Below are 19,628 nucleotides of genomic sequence, written 5' to 3'. Positions count from 1 at the left end.
AGATGTGTATAAGAGACAGCATAAAACCTTATAAACCATTGATAGAGAAAGTGAATTGAAATTTAAAATACACAGATAAGTCATTGATTTATTTAGCCACAAATAAATATCACTTGATCCTCATCACATAAATTTGGATATATTGTATTACAAATAAACATATTGCTCTATGATATTTGTATCTTGAGTTATATGAAAAATTTAAAACAGTTTAGGAGATTTACAATGAATGCTTTCTTTATGTTGAACGAAAATCCATGGGAAGAATTGGGCGGCGGTATTAAGCGTAAAATTGTTGCTTACACTGATGACCTAATGGCTGTACACCTATGTTTTGATAAAGGCGCTATTGGTCACCCTCACACTCACGAAATTCATGACCAAATCGGTTACGTTGTTCGTGGTAGTTTTGAAGCTGAGATTGAAGGTGAAAAACGAGTACTAAAAGAAGGCGATGCTTACTTTGCTCGTAAACACATGATGCACGGTGCTGTTGCACTAGAGCAAGACAGCATCCTTCTTGATATCTTCAACCCTGCTCGTGAAGATTTCCTTAAATAACCAATAGCGCAACCTCAGTTGCTAAGGTAAGCATATGAAATCATTAAACATCGCGGTCATTGGCGAGTGCATGGTTGAGCTACAAAAGAAACAAGATGGGCTTAAGCAAAGTTTTGGTGGTGATACGCTAAATACAGCACTTTACCTATCACGCTTAACTAAAGAACAAAGCATTAAAACTAGCTATGTGACAGCTTTAGGTACAGACCCATTCAGTGTAGATATGCTGGAAAAATGGAATGCAGAAGGCATCGACACAAGCTTAATTGCTCAGTTAGACAATAAACAACCAGGGCTTTATTACATCGAGACCGATGATACTGGTGAGCGTAGTTTCCATTACTGGCGTAATGACGCGGCAGCTAAGTTCATGTTTGACCAACCTGATACCCCTGCTCTACTTGATAAGCTTTTCTCTTTTGATGCGGTTTACTTAAGTGGTATCACTCTTGCCATTCTGACAGAAAACGGTCGTACTCAATTATTTAGCTTCTTAAAGAAATTCAAAGTTCAAGGTGGTCAGGTATTTTTCGACAATAACTACCGACCAAAACTTTGGGAATGTCAGCAAGACGCTATTTCTTGGTACTTGAAAATGCTCAAGTTCACTGATACTGCTTTATTAACATTTGATGACGAACAAGAGCTTTACGGTGACGAAACCATTGAAGAATGTATTGCTAGAACATCGGAAGCAGGCGTTAAAGAGATCATCATTAAACGTGGTGCTAAAGATTGTTTAGTTGTTGAAGACCAAAACGCTCAGTACGTTGCTCCAAATCCTGTAGATAATATTGTAGATACGACTGCCGCTGGTGATTCATTCAGCGCTGGTTTCTTAGCAAAACGCCTATCTGGTGGTAACGCACGTGACGCTGCTTTTGCAGGTCATATTGTGGCTGGGACGGTAATTCAACACCAAGGTGCTATCATCCCTCTAGATGCAACGCCTGATTTGTCTTTATAATTACGAGCTTTATTTATTAATCAAGGGTTTGCTTTAAACTGGCGAGCCTATAATTAACGTGAGAAAGAATTCATGACTACATTAAATGAACAACTAGCAAACCTGAAAGTAATCCCTGTAATCGCGATTAACCGTGCTGAAGATGCTATCCCACTTGGTAAAGCACTTGTTGAAAACGGTATGCCTTGTGCTGAAATCACTCTACGTACTGAGTGCGCAATCGAAGCGATTCGTATCATGCGTAAAGAATTCCCAGATATGTTAATCGGTTCTGGTACTGTACTGACTAACGAGCAAGTTGATGCATCTATCGATGCTGGTGTTGATTTCATTGTAAGCCCAGGTTTCAACCCTCGCACTGTTCAGTACTGTATCGACAAAGGTGTTGCTATCGTACCTGGTGTTAACAACCCAAGCCTTGTTGAACAAGCAATGGAAATGGGCCTTCGTACGTTGAAGTTCTTCCCGGCTGAGCCTTCAGGCGGTACTGGTATGTTGAAAGCACTAACAGCGGTTTACCCTGTTAAATTCATGCCTACTGGTGGCGTAAGCTTGAAGAATGTAGATGAATACCTATCTATCCCTTCAGTACTTGCGTGTGGTGGTACTTGGATGGTTCCAACTAACCTTATTGATGAAGGTAAATGGGACGAACTAGGCGCACTAGTTAAAGATGCAGTTTCTCACGTTAATGGCTAATCATTAATACTGAGCCCTATTTTAAAGCCCCATGCTTATATAAGTGTGGGGCTTTTCTATTTATCTAAACTTCTATTTCGAAACTCATTTGTTTTCAAAATAATGTTTATTTCTTTCTTTGGGGTTGATAGCAATCTTCACTTTAATCACTCCCCAACCTGACCTTTCTCTCTCTTACTCTTACTCTTACTCTTACTCTTACTCTTACTCTTACTCTTACTCTTACTCTTACTCTTACTCTTACTCTTACTCTTACTCTTACTCTTACTCTTACTTAAGTTTGCTCAGTTCTCACTACGTAGCAAGTTAATTCTAATAGTGTTTATCTAATCAAAGGTTGTAAGTAGATAAGTCTAATTACATTATACTGCGATGTTTAGTTTGCTATGAGAGTTCTGTTGATTTCCTTCTCCAAAATAGCCATCGAATGGTAAATAAGCTTGTAACACTACGGAGATGGCTGTGAATACCGATTTAACAGATAAGCGTAGGTAGAGAATATCATTCCCCCCAGCTTATTTAGGTTTCGACTATGTGAAAATTAAGGCATGAGATCATTGAACCATTACAATGCATACAAAATCTCCATTTCATTTGTACTACCATAATCCTTAAATACAATTAAAAGTCTTGGTGAATATGCTTAATGTAACGACTTGTTTCTTAAGAAATAATTAGAAACACATTTAATAACAATGATTTATTTGACGAATAAACATGAGAATCAGATCACGATAAAGGCATATTGTAGTACAAATAAGAATTCAAAAGGAGTATTCTAGGTGTCAGTTAATTATCAAACTTTAAAGGCTGAAAAAAATGACTATTGATACTTTCGTTGTTCTTGCCTACTTTTTCTTTTTAATCGCTATTGGTTGGATGTTCCGTAAGTTCACCACCTCTACAAGTGATTACTTTAGAGGAGGAGGTAAAATGTTGTGGTGGATGGTTGGTGCAACCGCCTTCATGACACAATTTTCAGCATGGACGTTTACAGGTGCCGCAGGACGCGCGTTCAATGACGGCTTCGTTATTGTAATCCTATTCTTGGCCAATGCATTTGGCTACTTCATGAACTACATGTACTTCGCTCCAAAGTTCCGCCAACTTCGCGTAGTAACGGCAATCGAAGCGATTCGTCAGCGCTTTGGTAAAACGTCTGAACAGTTCTTCACATGGGCAGGTATGCCTGACAGCCTTATCTCTGCAGGTATCTGGCTAAATGGTTTGGCTATTTTCGTAGCAGCGGTATTCAACATCCCAATGGAAGCAACCATTGTGGTAACGGGTATGGTTCTAGTATTGATGGCAGTAACGGGCGGCTCTTGGGCGGTTGTTGCTTCTGACTTCATGCAAATGCTTGTTATCATGGCGGTAACCATTACTTGTGCGGTTGCAGCTTATTTCCATGGTGGCGGCTTAACTAACATCGTTGCTAACTTCGACGGCGACTTCATGTTGGGTAACAACCTAAATTACATGAGCATCTTCGTACTTTGGGTTGTGTTCATCTTTGTGAAACAGTTCGGTGTAATGAACAACAGCATCAACGCTTACCGTTACCTATGTGCGAAAGACAGTGAAAACGCACGTAAAGCGGCAGGTCTAGCATGTATCCTTATGGTTGTTGGCCCGCTGATTTGGTTCCTACCACCTTGGTACGTAAGTGCATTCATGCCTGATTTCGCATTGGAGTACGCTTCAATGGGTGATAAAGCGGGTGATGCTGCTTACCTAGCATTCGTACAGAACGTAATGCCAGCAGGTATGGTTGGTCTTCTTATGTCAGCAATGTTCGCTGCAACAATGTCTTCTATGGATTCAGGTTTGAACCGTAACGCTGGCATCTTTGTAATGAACTTCTACAGCCCGATTCTTCGCCAAAATGCGACTCAGAAAGAACTGGTTATCGTAAGTAAGCTAACCACTATCATGATGGGTATCATCATCATAGCGATTGGTTTGTTCATCAACTCACTACGTCACTTGAGCTTGTTCGATATCGTAATGAACGTAGGTGCGTTAATTGGCTTCCCAATGCTTATTCCTGTACTACTTGGTATGTGGATTCGCAAGACACCAGATTGGTCAGGTTGGTCAACTCTTGTTGTTGGTGGTGTTGTTTCGTACATCTTTGGTATTTCACTTCAGGCAGAAGATATTGAAAACCTATTTGGTCTAGAGACGGCACTAACAGGACGTGAATGGAGTGACTTAAAAGTTGGTCTAAGCTTAGCGGCTCATGTTGTGTTCACTGGTGGTTACTTCATCCTAACTTCTCGATTCTACAAAGGCTTAACGCCTGAGCGTGAGAAAGAAGTGGATCAACTATTTACTAACTGGAACACGCCGTTAGTAGCAGAAGGTGAAGAGCAACAAAACCTAGATACTAAACAGCGTTCAATGCTTGGTAAACTTATCAGCACAGCAGGTTTCGGTATCCTAGCGATGGCTCTGATTCCAAACGAACCAACAGGACGCTTGTTGTTCCTATTATGTGGTTCAATGGTACTGACTGTGGGCATCTTACTTGTTAATGCTGCAAAATCGTCACCAAATAGATTAGATGACCAAGCAACTGCAAAGTAAGTTGATTCAGTAAGAAACAAGATTCATTTTTGAATTCAAACTAAAGATTTAGCCCATACTATTTCGCATAATATGGGCTTTTTTATGCCTTTTATTTTCTTACAACCACACCTATATTTATGCCTTGAATGTAGACTAAACCTCGCATTTCCTTATCAGATAAGTAAACTACGCTTTCCATAATTCAATGTAGAAGGTTTAGGTTTGCAAACATTAGAACAGCTTCGTTCAGGTCAGCTCAAAGGGATAACTCGACTAGCACTATCAGAAGAACTGACAGAGTTTCCTGTGGAGATACTCGAATTAGCCGATACACTGGAAATCCTAGATCTCTCTAACAATCAATTGAACGAACTGCCAAGTGAACTTGCTCAGCTAACCCATCTTCGTATAATTTTTGCGTCAAACAATCATTTCACTCACCTGCCCGATGTACTCGGTCAGTTGCCAATGCTCGAAATGGTAGGTTTCAAGAGCAATAAGATTAAGCAGGTCAGCGAAACTTCACTTCCAGAAAGACTGCGCTGGTTAATTTTGACTGATAATGAAATTGAAATTTTACCAAACTCACTTGGTCAAAGACCTCGACTGCAGAAACTGGCGTTAGCAGGAAATCAAATCCAAGAGTTGCCTAGCTCAATGATTGGTCTTAATAATCTTGAATTACTGCGTTTATCTGCCAATCAGTTAAGCACCTTTCCAGAATTACTGCTCTCTTTACCTAAATTAGCTTGGCTGGCATTCTCTGGTAACCCTTTCTGTCAGCATGAAGTGGACGATGCAAGTATCCCTAAAGTACCTTCTAGTAGTTACGTGCTAAACCATGTATTAGGACAAGGGGCATCAGGCGTCATTTCCCATGCTACTTGGGAGAATAAGCAATTCCCTTTCCCTAAAGAAGTAGCGGTTAAAGTATTTAAAGGTGAGGTAACGAGTGATGGTTACCCTCAGGATGAATTAGAAGCATGCTTACAAGCAGGTCAACACCCTAGCCTAATCAAGTCGATTGCTCAGGTGAATGAAGATAATTATCTAGCGCTGGTCATGGAGCTTATCCCTAATAATTATTACAACCTTGGATTACCACCAAGCCTTGCTAGTTGTACTAGAGATACGTTTAACAATGACTTTAGTCTTACGATTCAACAAATTGATTTAATTGTTCAGCAAATGATCGACGTATTTGAACATCTACATGCAAATAAGGTCTGCCACGGTGATTTATACGCGCATAATGTTTTAGTCGATAAGCAGAACAACATGATCTTTGGGGATTTTGGGGCAGCTTCAATCTACGGTTATCTCAATCAAGATCAACAAGAAAAAATTAAGCAGATAGAAGGTCGTGCATTGAAATACTTCATTGATGACTTGCTTAGTGTTTGCTGTATTAAAGATATAGACAGCACAGTATATGCCAGCTTGAAAAAACTTACGAGCTAGTTAAGAAAGCTCTGATTAATCAAACCTGTGATAAACCTAAAAAGCTAACAATTCATTGTTAGCTTTTTTATTACGTTGAACAATGCCACTACGGCTGCTCTATCTGCATCAATTTAAGGTAAGAATGTAGCTCATTATTTTTATACTCGATTGCAGAATGAATATTGACATCATGATTCCCTATCACAGTAAAGTCATAACGATTATTACCCTTAAAAATCGTTACTTTTAACAATCCATCAACCAAATTCCACTGACCTTTCGTTTCAAAACGGTCAAACAACCTATTTTCAATTAGGTTTCCGTCTTCAAAAAATGTTAATTCAGTGATATACCCACCAGAGCAGGTTTTAACCCACGTTCTACCCTCTATGTTACTGAGCGTCAGCTTTCGCTTTGACTTAACCCACAAATTAAACTCTTTTAACTCAATCGAAACAGTCTCTAAATCATTTAGTTCGATTAACGATTGATTGCTCTGCTCTCGCAAGTACAACTGCCTGTGTATTGCCATTGATGTGCTCATCACTTTACTCTGAAACCACCTCGTATGACACGACATACAATTCACTGATGCCTGGGTAAATATCTTGAATTACAGACTTCAGCTCCTCTAACGTCATGTTCTCTTGCTGAGCATGAAAGTCATTTAGCTCACTAAACAAGATAGGAGTAACACTAAGGATTTTTAATGAACAAAATTCACGACCACTCTCAAGTGTGGATACTTTAACGATAGAACTTGGTGCGTAGTTATTTTCAGACTCATCACGAATAGTGATTGTTTTTACACCAGAAAGGATATCTTTTTCAAAACGCTCAAAGAACGTCATCGTAGTTGGGATTGTCATTGGGTAAACCATTCAATAATTAAGTTTATTGAAGATTAACAGATATTGGGAAAGTAGGAAGATAATGTGGCGGCTTGACATCATCAAAGTAGGCTAGAATTTAGAAAACAAAAAAGGAGAGCCGAAGCTCTCCTTTCACTTATACCTTGTAAGCATTGCTCTCAAAGAGAGTCTCTAATTAAAGAGAAGCTTTCGCTTTTTCAACTAGTACTGCAAATGCAGCCTTGTCAAATACTGCGATGTCAGCAAGAATCTTACGATCGATCTCGATAGATGCTTTCTTAAGACCGTTGATGAAACGGCTGTAAGATAGACCATTTTGACGAGATGCCGCGTTGATACGTGCAATCCAAAGTTGACGGAATTGACGTTTCTTGTTGCGACGGTCACGGTAAGCGTATTGACCAGCTTTGGTAACTGCTTGGAAAGCTACGCGGTAAACACGTGAACGTGCTCCGTAGTAACCTTTAGCTTGTTTTAGAACTTTCTTATGACGTGCACGAGCTTGTACACCACGTTTTACGCGAGGCATTATGCTTCTCCTAAACTAAACGAATTTATAAACTAAAAAGAATTAAGCGTATGGCATCATACGTAGAACTTGAGCAACTTCACATTTAGGAAGAATCGAGTTCGGACGTAGCTGACGCTTGTTCTTAGTAGTACGCTTAGTCAGGATGTGACGTTTACCAGCGTGCTTAAACTTAATACCACCAGCAGTTTTCTGGAAACGCTTAGCAGCACCTTTGTTGGTTTTCATCTTAGGCATGATGAATAACTCCGCATTGTTGAGTTGTTAATAACATAGTAATTAGGGCGAATAAAACGCCACCGCTGTAAAACAGCAGTGGCGCTATTATTACTTGTGAAGCCTTTAATTACTTCTTCTTCGGCGCCAATACCATGATCATCTGGCGACCTTCTATTCTCGTTGGGAAAGATTCGACTACTGCAAATTCTTCAGTATCCGCTTTCAAACGATTAAGAACGTCAACACCGATGCTCTGGTGGGCCATTTCACGGCCACGGAAGCGAATTGTTACCTTCACTTTGTTGCCGTCTTCTAGGAAACCTGTCAGGTTGCGTAGTTTTACCTGATAGTCTCCAATATCAGTTCCAGGGCGGAATTTTATTTCCTTAATCTGAACCTGTTTTTGCTTCTTTTTCTGCTCTTTCGCAGCTTTGCTCTTCTCGAAGAGGAACTTACCGTAGTCCATCACACGACAAACTGGCGGCTCGGCGTTAGGGCTGATCTCTACGAGATCCATACCAGCTTCATTAGCTGCTTCAAGTGCTTCCGCAATTGAAACCACACCAACAGCTTCGCCGTCAGCGCCAGTTAGACGTACTTCTCGAACGCCACGAATGTCACCGTTTAAACGGTGCTGGTTTTGTTTGGCCGGTTGTTGGCCACGTCTTCCGCCTTTAATAGCTATTCCTCCAGATTGAGCTTACGGCTTGAAACCTCGGCTTGGATGTATGAAATAAAGTCATCCACTTTAAATTTGCCAAGGTCTTTACCTTTACGTGTACGTACTGCAATTTCGCCGGCTTCCATTTCTTGGTCACCACACACAAGCATGAACGGTACACGTTTCAAAGTATGTTCGCGGATTTTAAAGCCAATCTTCTCATTTCTCAAGTCTGCTTTGACTCTAAATCCACTTTTTTGCAGTTTTTTCGTAATTTCTTGTACATATTCAGACTGTTTGTCTGTAATGCCCATCACAACTGCTTGTTCTGGCGCCAACCACGTTGGGAAGAAGCCAGCATATTCTTCAATAAGAATACCGATGAAACGCTCAAGTGAACCTAAAATCGCGCGGTGGATCATAACTGGCGTGTGACGCTCGTTATCTTCACCTACGTAAGTTGCACCTAAACGCTCTGGTAATGCAAAATCGAGCTGCACTGTACCACATTGCCATGCACGGTCCAAACAATCATGCAAAGTAAATTCAATCTTAGGTCCGTAGAACGCACCCTCGCCTTCCTGAATCTCGTATGCAATCTCCATCGCCTCAAGCGCTTGCTTAAGATCAGCCTCTGCACGGTCCCACATTTCGTCTGAACCTACGCGTTGTTCTGGACGAGTAGATAGCTTAACAACAATGTTTTCGAAACCGAAAGTTGTGTAAGTATCGTAAACCATTTCAATACAAGCTTTAACTTCTTGTTGAACTTGGTCTTCAGTACAGAATACGTGTGCATCATCTTGAGTGAAGCCACGAACACGCATGATACCGTGAAGTGCACCTGACGGCTCGTTACGGTGACATGAGCCGAACTCAGCCATACGTAGCGGTAGATCACGGTAAGATTTCAAGCCTTGGTTAAAGATTTGAACGTGACCAGGGCAGTTCATTGGCTTGATAGCGTATTCACGGTTCTCTGAAGAAGTTGTAAACATCGCTTCAGCGTATTTATCCCAGTGACCAGAACGCTCCCAAAGCACACGGTCCATCATTAATGGACCTTTTACTTCTTGGTAATCGTACTCAGTCAGCTTCTGACGAATAAATACTTCTAACTCACGGAAGATAGTCCAACCGTTGTGATGCCAGAACACCATGCCAGGAGCTTCTTGCTGCATATGGAATAAGTCTAAGTGCTTACCGATTTTACGGTGATCACGCTTAGCTGCTTCTTCTAAACGCACTAAGTGAGCTTTAAGCGCTTTTTTATCGTGGAATGCAGTGCCGTAGATACGTTGAAGCATCTTATTGTCACTATTACCACGCCAGTAAGCACCCGCTACGTTAAGTAGAGTGAAGTGTTGGCAGAAACCCATATGTGGAACGTGTGGACCACGACACATATCGATGTATTCTTCATGGTGGTACAAACCTGGACGATCGTCTTTAGAAACGTTTTCATCCAAGATTTCGATTTTGTAAGTCTCGCCGCGAGCTTCGAATGCGTCACGCGCTTCCTGCCAGCTAACTTTCTTCTTAACAACCTGATACTTGGTCTTCGCTAGCTCTTTCATACGCTTTTCAATCTTTTCTAGATCTTCTTGCGTTAGAGAGTGCTCAAGGTCGATATCGTAGTAGAAACCGTTATCGATGGTAGGACCGATCGCCATTTTCGCTTCTGGAAAAAGCTGCTTAATCGCGTGACCTAAAAGGTGAGCACAAGAGTGACGAACGATCTCAAGACCATCAACTTCATCTTTAGCTGTGATGATTTCTAGGCTTGCATCGTTTTCGATAAGATCACAAGCATCAACGCGCTCGCCGTCTACACGACCAGCAATGGTTGCTTTCGCAAGACCAGGACCGATTGATAGGGCAACATCTAGAGTTGATACAGGGTTGTCAAATTGACGCTGACTGCCGTCAGGAAGAGTAATAATTGGCATTATTTGTCCTTTACAGTGGTGTTGCACACCAAGCAACACATGAAAATTATTTAATATATTTAATTCAACAAGTTAGATAACTTGATGGGGATATATGTAAGAATTGGTACAAATTCAGGTACAAATACAGATGCATCCTCATTTATTCCAAGGGCATTGTAACGAATTAACATGAAATGACAATAATGTAATAAACACTAGGCTGAGGAAGAGTGCCATCTTTAAGTAGTATGTAAAATGTAGATCACTGATTAATCTACTCATAAACTAGCATTAGAGAGGAAACCTGCGAGCTATTTATGAGCACTAGAACATATTCCAGTGCTCAGTTTAAATCCAATAACAAAAAATCAGTAGTATTGGCGATACACACCGTAAATCTTTTTAGTAATACTTATGGTGCTAAACACCTGTTTGAATTAAGAAATAAGACTGTCTCATCAAATATCTGAACTATAATAGTTCTATCACTTTTCTTATCAAGAGATCTTGTGTCATAAGTAAGCCCGTCCACTATAATGGACTCTACAGGATCGAACTCTCTTCCACTTAATATTACCCCACACTTTTTAAGTGTTCTCTTTAAACTCTCTTTACTTTCATAATTAATAATTACTGTTTTTTCACTACTTGAACTATTTACAATGGATGGTCCATACCCACGATCATAGCAACCAAATAGAGTACAAGTTAACAAAATGAATATTAATTTTTTCATTAAACCATCCTTAATATGGATTCCAAGAATCAGCTCCCGCCCCTGGATGAGAAGTATCTAATCCCCCGTAATCAGAGCTGCCTGTTCAAAAGTATTGATAAGAGTTGCAAACTCTCCTGATGTTAAATAACCAACGGAAAAAAATACACCATAAGACTCATATTGTAAGTAGGAGCTTCTTCATGCGGTCCAAATTGAACATCTAGATCACCATATGTCCATATATTCAGGATTGACTTTCGTTCCATAGATAAACAGATTTAATAGTGTTCAGTCTTTAATTCTAAATACCGTGTTATAAGCATTCATTAACGAAGAACGGCGACGAGCGTTTTCTTTACCAAATAAACGACTTAACATGCGTTTTCAGTTCAGTCTCAGCATCAAACGGTTCGTCATCATCGCCAAAAGCTTCTTGTGCTGCGTTAACTGCAGTCATCAGCGACCAAAGCGGTAGCGCCCTAACCCACCAATGCTGAATGTTTAGCGTTAGGATTCACGGCAAGCCCATCAGCTTGAAAAGTTACTTCAGAAAAGGATGTAACTGTTATTAGGCCTTTAACAACGACAATTCGATTCTTATAATAGCCATTTCCTATTTACCATGACGACTCGATAAGGATTTTCAAAGAGTGAAATCATTTAAGCCTAACGACTTCTCCCCTCTATTAAGAATGCGCGCGAAAATTCGTGAGCTTTCGGTGGTGTTTGGTATTTTGTTGCTTACCATGGTTTTCGCTATTACGGCTATTGATCTCTGGGTTTCTTGGCAGGCGAAAGGACGCATTATCATGTCTTTGGAATCGGTTCCGGAGCGAGAAGTCGCTGTGGTATTAGGCACCAGTAAATACTTGGGTCGAACTCTCAATGAATATTACTCCCACCGTATAGATGCAGCTATCGCTTTATTTGAACAAAACAAGATCCATCAGTTTTTACTTAGTGGCGATAATGCCCATCGTTCATACAATGAACCATGGACAATGAAACGTGACTTATTAAAAGCAGGGGTACCTGAAGAACGTATAAACTTAGATTATGCTGGTTTCAGGACATTAGATTCTATTGTTCGAGCTAAAGAAATTTTTGATACGGATAACTTTTTAATCATTACTCAAAAGTTTCATTGTGAACGCGCCCTCTTTATTGCTCACTCATTTGATATAAATGCGCAATGTTTAGCGGTCTCGGGCCCGACAAAGCATTCAGGTATAACTATTCGTTTAAGAGAAGTTTTCGCACGAAGTAAAGCATTTTTAGACTTATACATCATTGGTACCATGCCTAAATTTTTGGGTCCTAAAGAACCAATTCAAGCTAAACCACCCGCATCTGAGCTTTCTTTAAAAGTAGATGTGTAGATTCCTATACATTTTAAATTTGTCGCTTCACACTTTCTCACCTTCCATTTAAAACACACCAACACACACTCCTTAACCTAAGTAACATTCTTTCAACAAATTCACACCCTACATAAAGTTAACCATGGTCGACCTCGTCAATAATAAGCTGTAAAGGCAGAACGAGGTCTAGAAAAAGGAGCGTCTTATGACGGCATTGGTCACCACACTGAAGCACTGGCTGTTTACCCGAAACAGCATGATTTTAATCGGTAACATACTCTTGTTTACCATTCTTTTAACCACATTACCCTTTGAATCTAGTGTCAATACGGGACTAAGTATTTTGGTGTTCGTTGCTGTTTTATGGTTAACAGAAGCCATACATGTCAGTATCACCGCCTTACTTGTTCCGTTACTTGCTGTCCTATTCGGTGTTTTCAATACATCAGCGGCACTGTCAAACTTTTCGAACCCTATCATCTTCTTATTCTTGGGTGGCTTTGCTCTCGCTGCCGCGTTGAATAAACAAGAATTAGATAAAGCCATTGCCGATAAGGTACTGATCATAGCTAAAGGTAAAATGTCCGTTGCCATTTTCATGCTATTTGGTGTAAGTGCTGGGCTTTCTATGTGGATATCGAATACCGCAACTACCGCAATGATGTTGCCTCTAGTACTTGGTGTGATGAGCAAAGTCGATCAAAGAGAAAACAGAAATACTTATGTGTTTGTTCTGTTAGGCATCGCTTATTGTGCTTCAATTGGTGGTATCGCAACCTTAGTCGGTAGCCCACCCAATGCTATTGCAGCTGCAGAAGTAGGCTTAAGCTTTACGGAATGGATGGCGCTAGGATTACCTATATCTTTAGTCTTAATGCCGATTGCGATGTTCATCCTTTATGCAATGACGAAGCCTCAGCTAAACCATACTTTTGAGCTAGACCACAAACCAGTCGAATGGACAAACAGCAAAAAAATCACGCTTTCAATTTTCTTACTCACCGTCACGCTCTGGATTTTCGGAAAACCGATTAACGCCATGATTGGTGGGTTCTCTAAGTTTGATAGCCTGGTCGCTATTGGCGCTATTGTACTACTTGGTGCCTCTAGAGCTGTTGAATGGAAAGACATTGAAAAAACCACAGACTGGGGTGTGCTAATTCTGTTTGGTGGTGGTATTTGCCTAAGTAACATTCTGAAGGCGACTGGAACCAGTGTTTTCTTGGCGCATTCATTAAGCGGATTTTTAGAGCAAGCAGGAATATTGCTGACTATTTTAGCCGTCGTTGCGTTTGTCGTTTTCTTAACAGAATTTGCAAGTAATACCGCAAGCGCTGCGTTACTTGTCCCTGTATTCGCAACAATAGCAGAAGCTTTAGGGATGTCTCCTGTGATCCTTTCAGCTCTTATTGCAGTTGCTGCATCATGCGCCTTTATGCTCCCAGTCGCGACACCACCCAATGCCATTGTTTTTGCATCAGGTCATATCAAGCAAAATGAGATGATGCGAGTAGGTATGGTTCTTAATGTGGTTTGTATCTTGGTACTTACTTTATTCGCGTGGATCTTCTGGTAAGACTTAAGCCATAGAGTGGTATAGAGCTAGATATAGATAGCCATCTATCTATGGCTGATGCCTTAAACTAAATCATAGATAACATTAAAACGCCGTTTAACCGACGGCGTTAACGAGCACTACTCTGCTGGAAACATCAAAGCTTCTCCCCCGATGATTTGAATACACCTTTCCAACAGTTTCCCTTTTGGTGGCTTACGCCACCTTTTTTTATTCTCAATAAAACATGAGAATGATAAACGTGAGCTTAATAACTGGTAACAACCTTATTCCTGCCTAAATGTTTAGCTTGATATAAAGCCTCATCCGCTCGAGCAATCGTCTCTGTCACTCGTTCATGCCTCATCGCTGCCACTCCAACACTACACGTCATGCTGTCACCGTGAACCCACAAATGCTGAGCAACTAAATGCCGAATTCTCTCTGCTTTATTTTGCCCCTCACTTAAACTCGTTTCCGGACAAAATATAATAAACTCCTCCCCTCCCCAGCGAACCAGTTTGTCGGTTTGGTTAATTCCGCTCCCCATCACCATACTAAACTCACGCAAAATATCATCACCCATTTGGTGACCATATTTATCATTAATCTGCTTAAAATAATCGATATCGAAGTAGAGCATGACCAACTGCCCTTGCCCTGCTTTTACCTGTTGAGCTTGTAATTTTAGCCAATCTCGCACCGCGTGTCGGTTCAAAGTACCGGTCAATTCATCGCGGTGAGCCAACTCTGAATATTCAAAATTTTGTTCACGAAGTACTTGATTCACATGCTTAAGGTGTAGGTGCCGCCTTTCAGCTTTGGCAACTGCTTTACGGGAACGATTTAACTCAACAATAATGAATATAACGCCAGTACTGACCCAAACGCCCAGTAACAGCAAGAAAAAGTTGTCGGCGGCTATGTATGAGCCTTCAAACTCAATACTGCGAATAATGATTTTATGTGTCCCAAGTTTTGCTCCAGAGCCCGTAGCAAATTCAACCTTATTCACATTACTGTATTCAGGGGCAGAGTATTCCATAGCAATATCATTATCCGCCAACCACCATGTCATAACTTGCAAATTGGCTATCGGGATTTCAAGCACTCCTTGGCTTACGCCAGGGGAAAACTCCATACCGTTGTATTTATGAGTGTATTCATCATCTAAAGTGGAGTAAGCAGGGTTATAGTTACGTAAATATGTGCGTAATCGCCCACTCGATTTTTCATCTGTGATGTAATCAATATTAACGCGAAAAGTATGATAGCGAGACAGATCCAAACCAATAGAGGGGTCTGGATTGATATGGATAGACAGCCCACAATACGGCCAAGGGTACTCCGACTTAACCAGCTCACAGGTTAACGTATATAAGCCATCTTCTATAGATAATTTGGAAGTGCTTTTTCCACGATCTATTCGGTCGGATGTTGCAACAAATGCATACTCATCAGGGTTGACCGCAGTTAAAACGGTATTGCCATTAAGCCTATAGTACTGAACGGCTGCGAGCGTCGATACCACTAAAAATATGACTATTTTATGTGACCATTTCACGGTTGTAGCTTCCTGAAAATATTAAGTTAATTATTATGTGACTGAATCGAATAAAACCAATGAACTTACTTTTATTCAGTCTATTATCATTAACTTTATATCACGAGTTTTTTAATATGTCATACACTAAAATATAAGAGCTCGTACACGTATCAAATTAATGGCTATAAACACACTAAATCCTCCTAACGGCAGATAACTAAAGCAAAAAGCCTCAACGGTTTGATATACTGAACAAACTAGCTCAGCAACTATTAAGCATCGAACGAATGTAGGGTTCTGGGCGTAAATATAATTATTTCGAGTAATGTCATGTCTTTATTAGCAACAGGGACACTCAAAAAAATGAGTGCTTCTCTTGATGGTACCGTCTCTTACCGCCTACCTGTAGGGAATGAATTTGTGGAGCTGAATCCACTCATCGGTCAATCCATTACTCTTACCCATACAGGCAACATTTTTTGTAGCGCTTGTGGTAAGAAAACCAAGAAAAGTTATTCTCAAGGTCACTGCTTCGTATGTATGCGAAAACTGGCGAGCTGCGACATGTGCATAATGAAGCCTGAAACTTGTCACTATGAAGAAGGCACATGCCGTGAACCTCAATGGGGTGAAGATAACTGCATGGTAGATCACTTTGTGTACCTATCGAATACCTCTAGTTTAAAAGTAGGCATCACTCGCCATACTCAAATCCCAACGCGCTGGATAGATCAAGGCGCCACTCAGGGTTTGCCTATTCTGAAAGTAAAAACTCGTCATATCTCTGGTTTGATTGAGATTGAGCTAGCGAAGCATATAGCAGACAAAACCAACTGGAGAACACTACTAAAAGGCGATGGGGACGATATTGAATTAGTCGAACGAGCTAAGGAACTTTTGCCATTAGTAGAAGATACTATTTCAGAAGTAAAAGCAAAACATGGGGATGATGCAGTAGAAGTTTTAAGTGAAAACATCACGCCATTAAGCTACCCAGTAGAGCAACACCCTGTGAAAATCACTTCTCATAATTTTGATAAGAACCCTGAAGTAACCGGAATACTACAAGGTATAAAAGGTCAGTACCTAATCTTAGATACTGGGGTTATCAATATTCGTAAATTTAGCTCTTACGAAGTTGAGGTGTCGGCTTAAATGTTATTGCCTTAAGGATAAGTTTAATTCAGCGTGTTTACCATCATGCGTGGACACGCTGAAGTTCCTTAACTCTTTCCCATCAATTTCACTTCTTGAACCGTGTAACGCCTAAGTAATTTTATCTTAGCAAATGAGACTTCATAGTAATTTACCACCACTCATATTATGCATAAGAATGCTTAACTGCTAACATTAGTTAATCATTACATACGATAAAAGGAGTCCTTATGAAGATCTTCATCTTTATATGCTTATCTCTATTCTCATTATGCTGTTATGCCACAAGCAACTTCGAACTAGGGAAACAACTCTATACAATGCAAGAAAAAGGTGGCTGCGTAAATTGCCATGGTTCAACAGGATCAGAGCCCTTAATTTCTACTTACCCTAAAATTAATGGACAAAGTGAAGAATATTTAGTGAATCAGTTACTCGCATTTTCTAATAAAACACGAAAAAGTGGCTTATACCCTTTGATGGAGCTGGTCATTGATGAGTATACCGTTGAAGAAATCAAGCTCATCGCTTTATATCTATCAAAAGTAGATTCAGAAAGTAGTGATAGCAATAAATAAAAATGACGACCCAAAGATCGTCATTAATTTAATCATTATTGAAAAAGAGTTAACTTCTAGTTATCCCTTCTAGTACATTAAATAGCAGATCAATTTCTTCAATTGAGTTGTAGTGCATGCAGCCAATTCTGACGACACCTTGCTCTTCAATATTTAGCTGACGTACAAGACCTAATGCATAAAAATGCCCATTCCAAACACATATATTATGCTCACCTAAAGCACGAGCTATGTACTCCGTTGAGTGCTTAGGAAATGTAATCGCGAAAGTGGGAGTTCGACAATCAGAATTATGCTCTGTACGACCATATAACGTCACACCGTCAAGCTCAGTTAAGCGAGTCAAAAAGTATTCACTTAGCTTAGATTCATGCTGATTATACAATTTATAGCTTTGCTCTAACCTTCTTCTCAGTGATGCATTTGCATCACCTAATTGCGCCAGGTACTCGATAGCAGCAACCAACCCAGCAAGCGCTTCAAAACTTTGAGTGCCGGTTTCAAACCTGCCAGGTCCAACATTGGTTGCGGGTTCAACCTTGTAGGGATTTAAAGTGTGCAACCACTGAGGAGCAATATACGCAATTCCGATATGAGGACCGAAAAATTTATACGCCGAACAAACTAAAAAATCACAATTCAATTTCTGCACATCAACTAAATGATGCGGAGCGTAATGAACCGCATCAACATACACCTGGGCACCAACATCGTGAGCCAGTTTAACTACCTTCTCTACGTCAACAATTGAACCTGTTGTATTAGATGCAAACGTCACTGCGACCAACTTAGTCTTGGAACTAAGTAAAGATTCAAAATGTTCCATATCTAGGCTGCAATCGCGTTCATCAACACGCACTTGATGAACGATAACACCTTTATCTTCTGCTGCTTGTTTCCAACTCGATACATTAGAGTAATGATCAAGAGCCGTGACAATCACTTCATCCCCTTCCGACCAATCTCGACTGATTGTACGACTTAGCTGGAAAGTAAGAGACGTCATATTCGCACCAAATACAATATTCCCTGAAGACTCAGCATTCAATAAGGCTTGCGCAGATTCTCTAGCGTGCTGCATTAGGCTTGTTGTTTTCTGGCTTGAGAAATAATGACCACCTAAATTAGCATTGAAGTGTCCCAAATATTCAGTCATAGAAGAAAGGACTGATTCAGGCACTTGAGAACCACCCGGACCATCAAAAAAGGTCACTGGCTTATTATTGTGATACTGACCTAAAGCGCTAAATTGTTGGCGAATTTCATTAAGATTGAAGTGCATTTCGAGCATCCTTTGCCGTAAGTACAAATACATCCATATGACCAGCCTCATCATATTGTACGGTTCGAATAGGTTGAGCGTTATGCCATAGTTTACTATCCGCTAGAATCGCCACTTCACCGTTATTCAGTATTTTTCTAAAAAACGGAGCTTCGTTATAATCTTGATACAACATGATTTCTCCCCCAACGATGTTATGTCGAGAGATACCGACTAAAGCTATATGATCAAAGCCATCTTGGTGTACACCCTCTGGTGCAACTTGAGTTTCTTCATAAATGGCTGAAATACGCATTTGATGTATTTCAATTTCTTGACCATCTTGCAATTCATTACTTTGGGTAAACAGCGCACACATTTCTTGCATACCCACACCGTTAAGGATTTGCGGCTCAATAGCTTCAAATTGCCTAACAACGTTGCCTTGAAAATGGTTAATGTCATCTGATTGGACAAAGTTATGTTTATTCTGCTCTACGACTTTACCTTCACAAAAACGGACAACAGAATATCGGCGTAAGCGGTATTTACCATCAGCATGTTCAGTACTTGGAAGCTGAGAAAATGAAGGTGAAAGTTCCTCTATAGCATGGTTACTTAGGTGTGTGATATGTAAGGTATTTTCGCGAGCATGTAACATCATCGACTCCTTAATGATTGTCATTTTAACATTTGATTTACATAAAAAGGATACGCAATAACTCCACCAAAACAAGATTACACAGCTCAAAATTTCACTTTTACAGTTAAAACAACATTAATAGCCGAATATCATCAAAAAACCAGTCACTCTCTCCAGGCTGAAAGTTAGGCGACATCAAAATCCAGAACACTTCACTACTTCAGTATAATTAATTAGCAATATCAATTATTGCAGTAGATTATTTTGGTTAAATGAATCCCCATTGTTGCCAATACTCACAAAGCCATTTACGTTAACCAAGCGTCATTTACAGCCAATACAAAGCACGAAAAACTAG

General features: G+C 40.2%; 19 protein-coding genes. 9 read left to right on the top strand and 10 right to left on the bottom strand.

What is annotated here, in order from left to right; genetic code table 11:
- Positions 1-225 precede the first annotated feature (225 nt).
- The 5 genes from F0226_RS17435 to F0226_RS17415 all read left to right on the top strand — a co-directional run bounded on the left by F0226_RS17435 (position 226) and on the right by F0226_RS17415 (position 6,259).
- Positions 226-561: a cupin domain-containing protein gene (locus F0226_RS17435; RefSeq protein WP_137373122.1), complete on the top strand. Its 336-nt coding sequence runs from the start codon at positions 226-228 to the stop codon at positions 559-561.
- Positions 562-595: 34 nt separating this feature from the next.
- Entirely contained in the window at positions 596-1,528 is a 933-nt protein-coding gene (locus F0226_RS17430; RefSeq protein ID WP_171736834.1) for a sugar kinase, read from the top strand.
- A gap of 72 nt (positions 1,529-1,600) precedes the next feature.
- Positions 1,601-2,227, top strand: coding sequence for a bifunctional 4-hydroxy-2-oxoglutarate aldolase/2-dehydro-3-deoxy-phosphogluconate aldolase (locus F0226_RS17425; protein WP_171736833.1), 627 nt, complete (start codon positions 1,601-1,603; stop codon positions 2,225-2,227).
- Positions 2,228-3,046: 819 nt separating this feature from the next.
- Complete coding sequence (locus tag F0226_RS17420; protein WP_171736832.1) at positions 3,047-4,816, top strand: transporter; 1,770 nt, start codon at positions 3,047-3,049, stop codon at positions 4,814-4,816.
- A 204-nt stretch (positions 4,817-5,020) separates the two neighbouring features.
- On the top strand, positions 5,021-6,259 hold the full coding sequence (locus F0226_RS17415) for a leucine-rich repeat-containing protein kinase family protein (RefSeq protein ID WP_171736831.1): 1,239 nt from the start codon (positions 5,021-5,023) through the stop codon (positions 6,257-6,259).
- A gap of 88 nt (positions 6,260-6,347) precedes the next feature.
- On the opposite strand, the gene F0226_RS17410 is transcribed toward F0226_RS17415, so the two are convergent.
- The 7 genes from F0226_RS17410 to F0226_RS17380 form a co-directional block, all read right to left on the bottom strand.
- Positions 6,348-6,785: a hypothetical protein gene (locus F0226_RS17410; protein WP_171736830.1), complete on the bottom strand. Its 438-nt coding sequence runs from the start codon at positions 6,783-6,785 to the stop codon at positions 6,348-6,350.
- Positions 6,786-6,789: 4 nt separating this feature from the next.
- Positions 6,790-7,110 carry a N(4)-acetylcytidine aminohydrolase gene (gene yqfB / locus F0226_RS17405; protein WP_171736829.1) on the bottom strand — a complete coding sequence of 107 codons (321 nt, stop codon included), beginning with the start codon at positions 7,108-7,110 and terminating at the stop codon, positions 6,790-6,792.
- Positions 7,111-7,288: 178 nt separating this feature from the next.
- Positions 7,289-7,642 (bottom strand): 50S ribosomal protein L20, encoded by a 354-nt coding sequence (rplT, locus tag F0226_RS17400; RefSeq protein WP_004733517.1) that lies wholly within the window; start codon positions 7,640-7,642, stop codon positions 7,289-7,291.
- Positions 7,643-7,684: 42 nt separating this feature from the next.
- Complete coding sequence (gene rpmI, locus F0226_RS17395) at positions 7,685-7,879, bottom strand: 50S ribosomal protein L35 (protein ID WP_004738430.1); 195 nt, start codon at positions 7,877-7,879, stop codon at positions 7,685-7,687.
- Between the two features lie 109 nt (positions 7,880-7,988).
- Positions 7,989-8,540, bottom strand: a complete 552-nt coding sequence (gene infC / locus F0226_RS17390; protein ID WP_102403379.1) for a translation initiation factor IF-3 — start codon at positions 8,538-8,540, stop codon at positions 7,989-7,991.
- 2 nt (positions 8,541-8,542) lie between these two features.
- Positions 8,543-10,471, bottom strand: a complete 1,929-nt coding sequence (gene thrS / locus F0226_RS17385) for a threonine--tRNA ligase (RefSeq protein ID WP_137373116.1) — start codon at positions 10,469-10,471, stop codon at positions 8,543-8,545.
- 394 nt (positions 10,472-10,865) lie between these two features.
- Entirely contained in the window at positions 10,866-11,189 is a 324-nt protein-coding gene (locus F0226_RS17380; RefSeq protein ID WP_171736828.1) for a hypothetical protein, read from the bottom strand.
- A 674-nt stretch (positions 11,190-11,863) separates the two neighbouring features.
- Between F0226_RS17380 and F0226_RS17375 the strand changes: the two genes are divergently transcribed.
- Both F0226_RS17375 and F0226_RS17370 read left to right on the top strand, forming a co-directional pair.
- The gene (locus F0226_RS17375) at positions 11,864-12,550 is read left to right on the top strand and encodes an ElyC/SanA/YdcF family protein (protein WP_171736838.1); all 687 of its coding nucleotides are present in this window, start codon (positions 11,864-11,866) and stop codon (positions 12,548-12,550) included.
- A gap of 187 nt (positions 12,551-12,737) precedes the next feature.
- Entirely contained in the window at positions 12,738-14,108 is a 1,371-nt protein-coding gene (locus tag F0226_RS17370) for a DASS family sodium-coupled anion symporter (protein ID WP_171736827.1), read from the top strand.
- 247 nt (positions 14,109-14,355) lie between these two features.
- Here F0226_RS17370 and F0226_RS17365 read toward each other — a convergent pair whose 3' ends face one another.
- Positions 14,356-15,651, bottom strand: coding sequence for a GGDEF domain-containing protein (locus tag F0226_RS17365; protein WP_171736826.1), 1,296 nt, complete (start codon positions 15,649-15,651; stop codon positions 14,356-14,358).
- Between the two features lie 312 nt (positions 15,652-15,963).
- Here F0226_RS17365 and F0226_RS17360 point away from each other — a divergent pair, with 312 nt between their 5' ends.
- On the top strand, positions 15,964-16,788 hold the full coding sequence (locus F0226_RS17360; RefSeq protein ID WP_171736825.1) for a DUF2797 domain-containing protein: 825 nt from the start codon (positions 15,964-15,966) through the stop codon (positions 16,786-16,788).
- A 230-nt stretch (positions 16,789-17,018) separates the two neighbouring features.
- A complete protein-coding gene (locus tag F0226_RS17355; RefSeq protein WP_171736824.1) occupies positions 17,019-17,366 on the top strand; it encodes a c-type cytochrome in 348 nt (115 codons plus the stop codon).
- A gap of 49 nt (positions 17,367-17,415) precedes the next feature.
- On the opposite strand, the gene F0226_RS17350 is transcribed toward F0226_RS17355, so the two are convergent.
- Positions 17,416-18,648: a cysteine desulfurase-like protein gene (locus F0226_RS17350; RefSeq protein ID WP_171736823.1), complete on the bottom strand. Its 1,233-nt coding sequence runs from the start codon at positions 18,646-18,648 to the stop codon at positions 17,416-17,418.
- Entirely contained in the window at positions 18,632-19,288 is a 657-nt protein-coding gene (locus F0226_RS17345) for a 2OG-Fe dioxygenase family protein (RefSeq protein WP_171736837.1), read from the bottom strand. Before F0226_RS17345 ends, F0226_RS17350 begins: the two co-directional genes overlap by 17 nt.
- Between the last annotated feature and the right edge of the window lie 340 nt (positions 19,289-19,628).

The organism is Vibrio sp. 99-70-13A1 (genome assembly GCF_013114625.1).
In the GTDB taxonomy this organism is placed as follows: Bacteria; Pseudomonadota; Gammaproteobacteria; order Enterobacterales; family Vibrionaceae; genus Vibrio.
The sequence above is the reverse complement of the archived record's forward strand: the minus strand, read 5'-3'. Positions and strand labels throughout refer to the sequence as shown.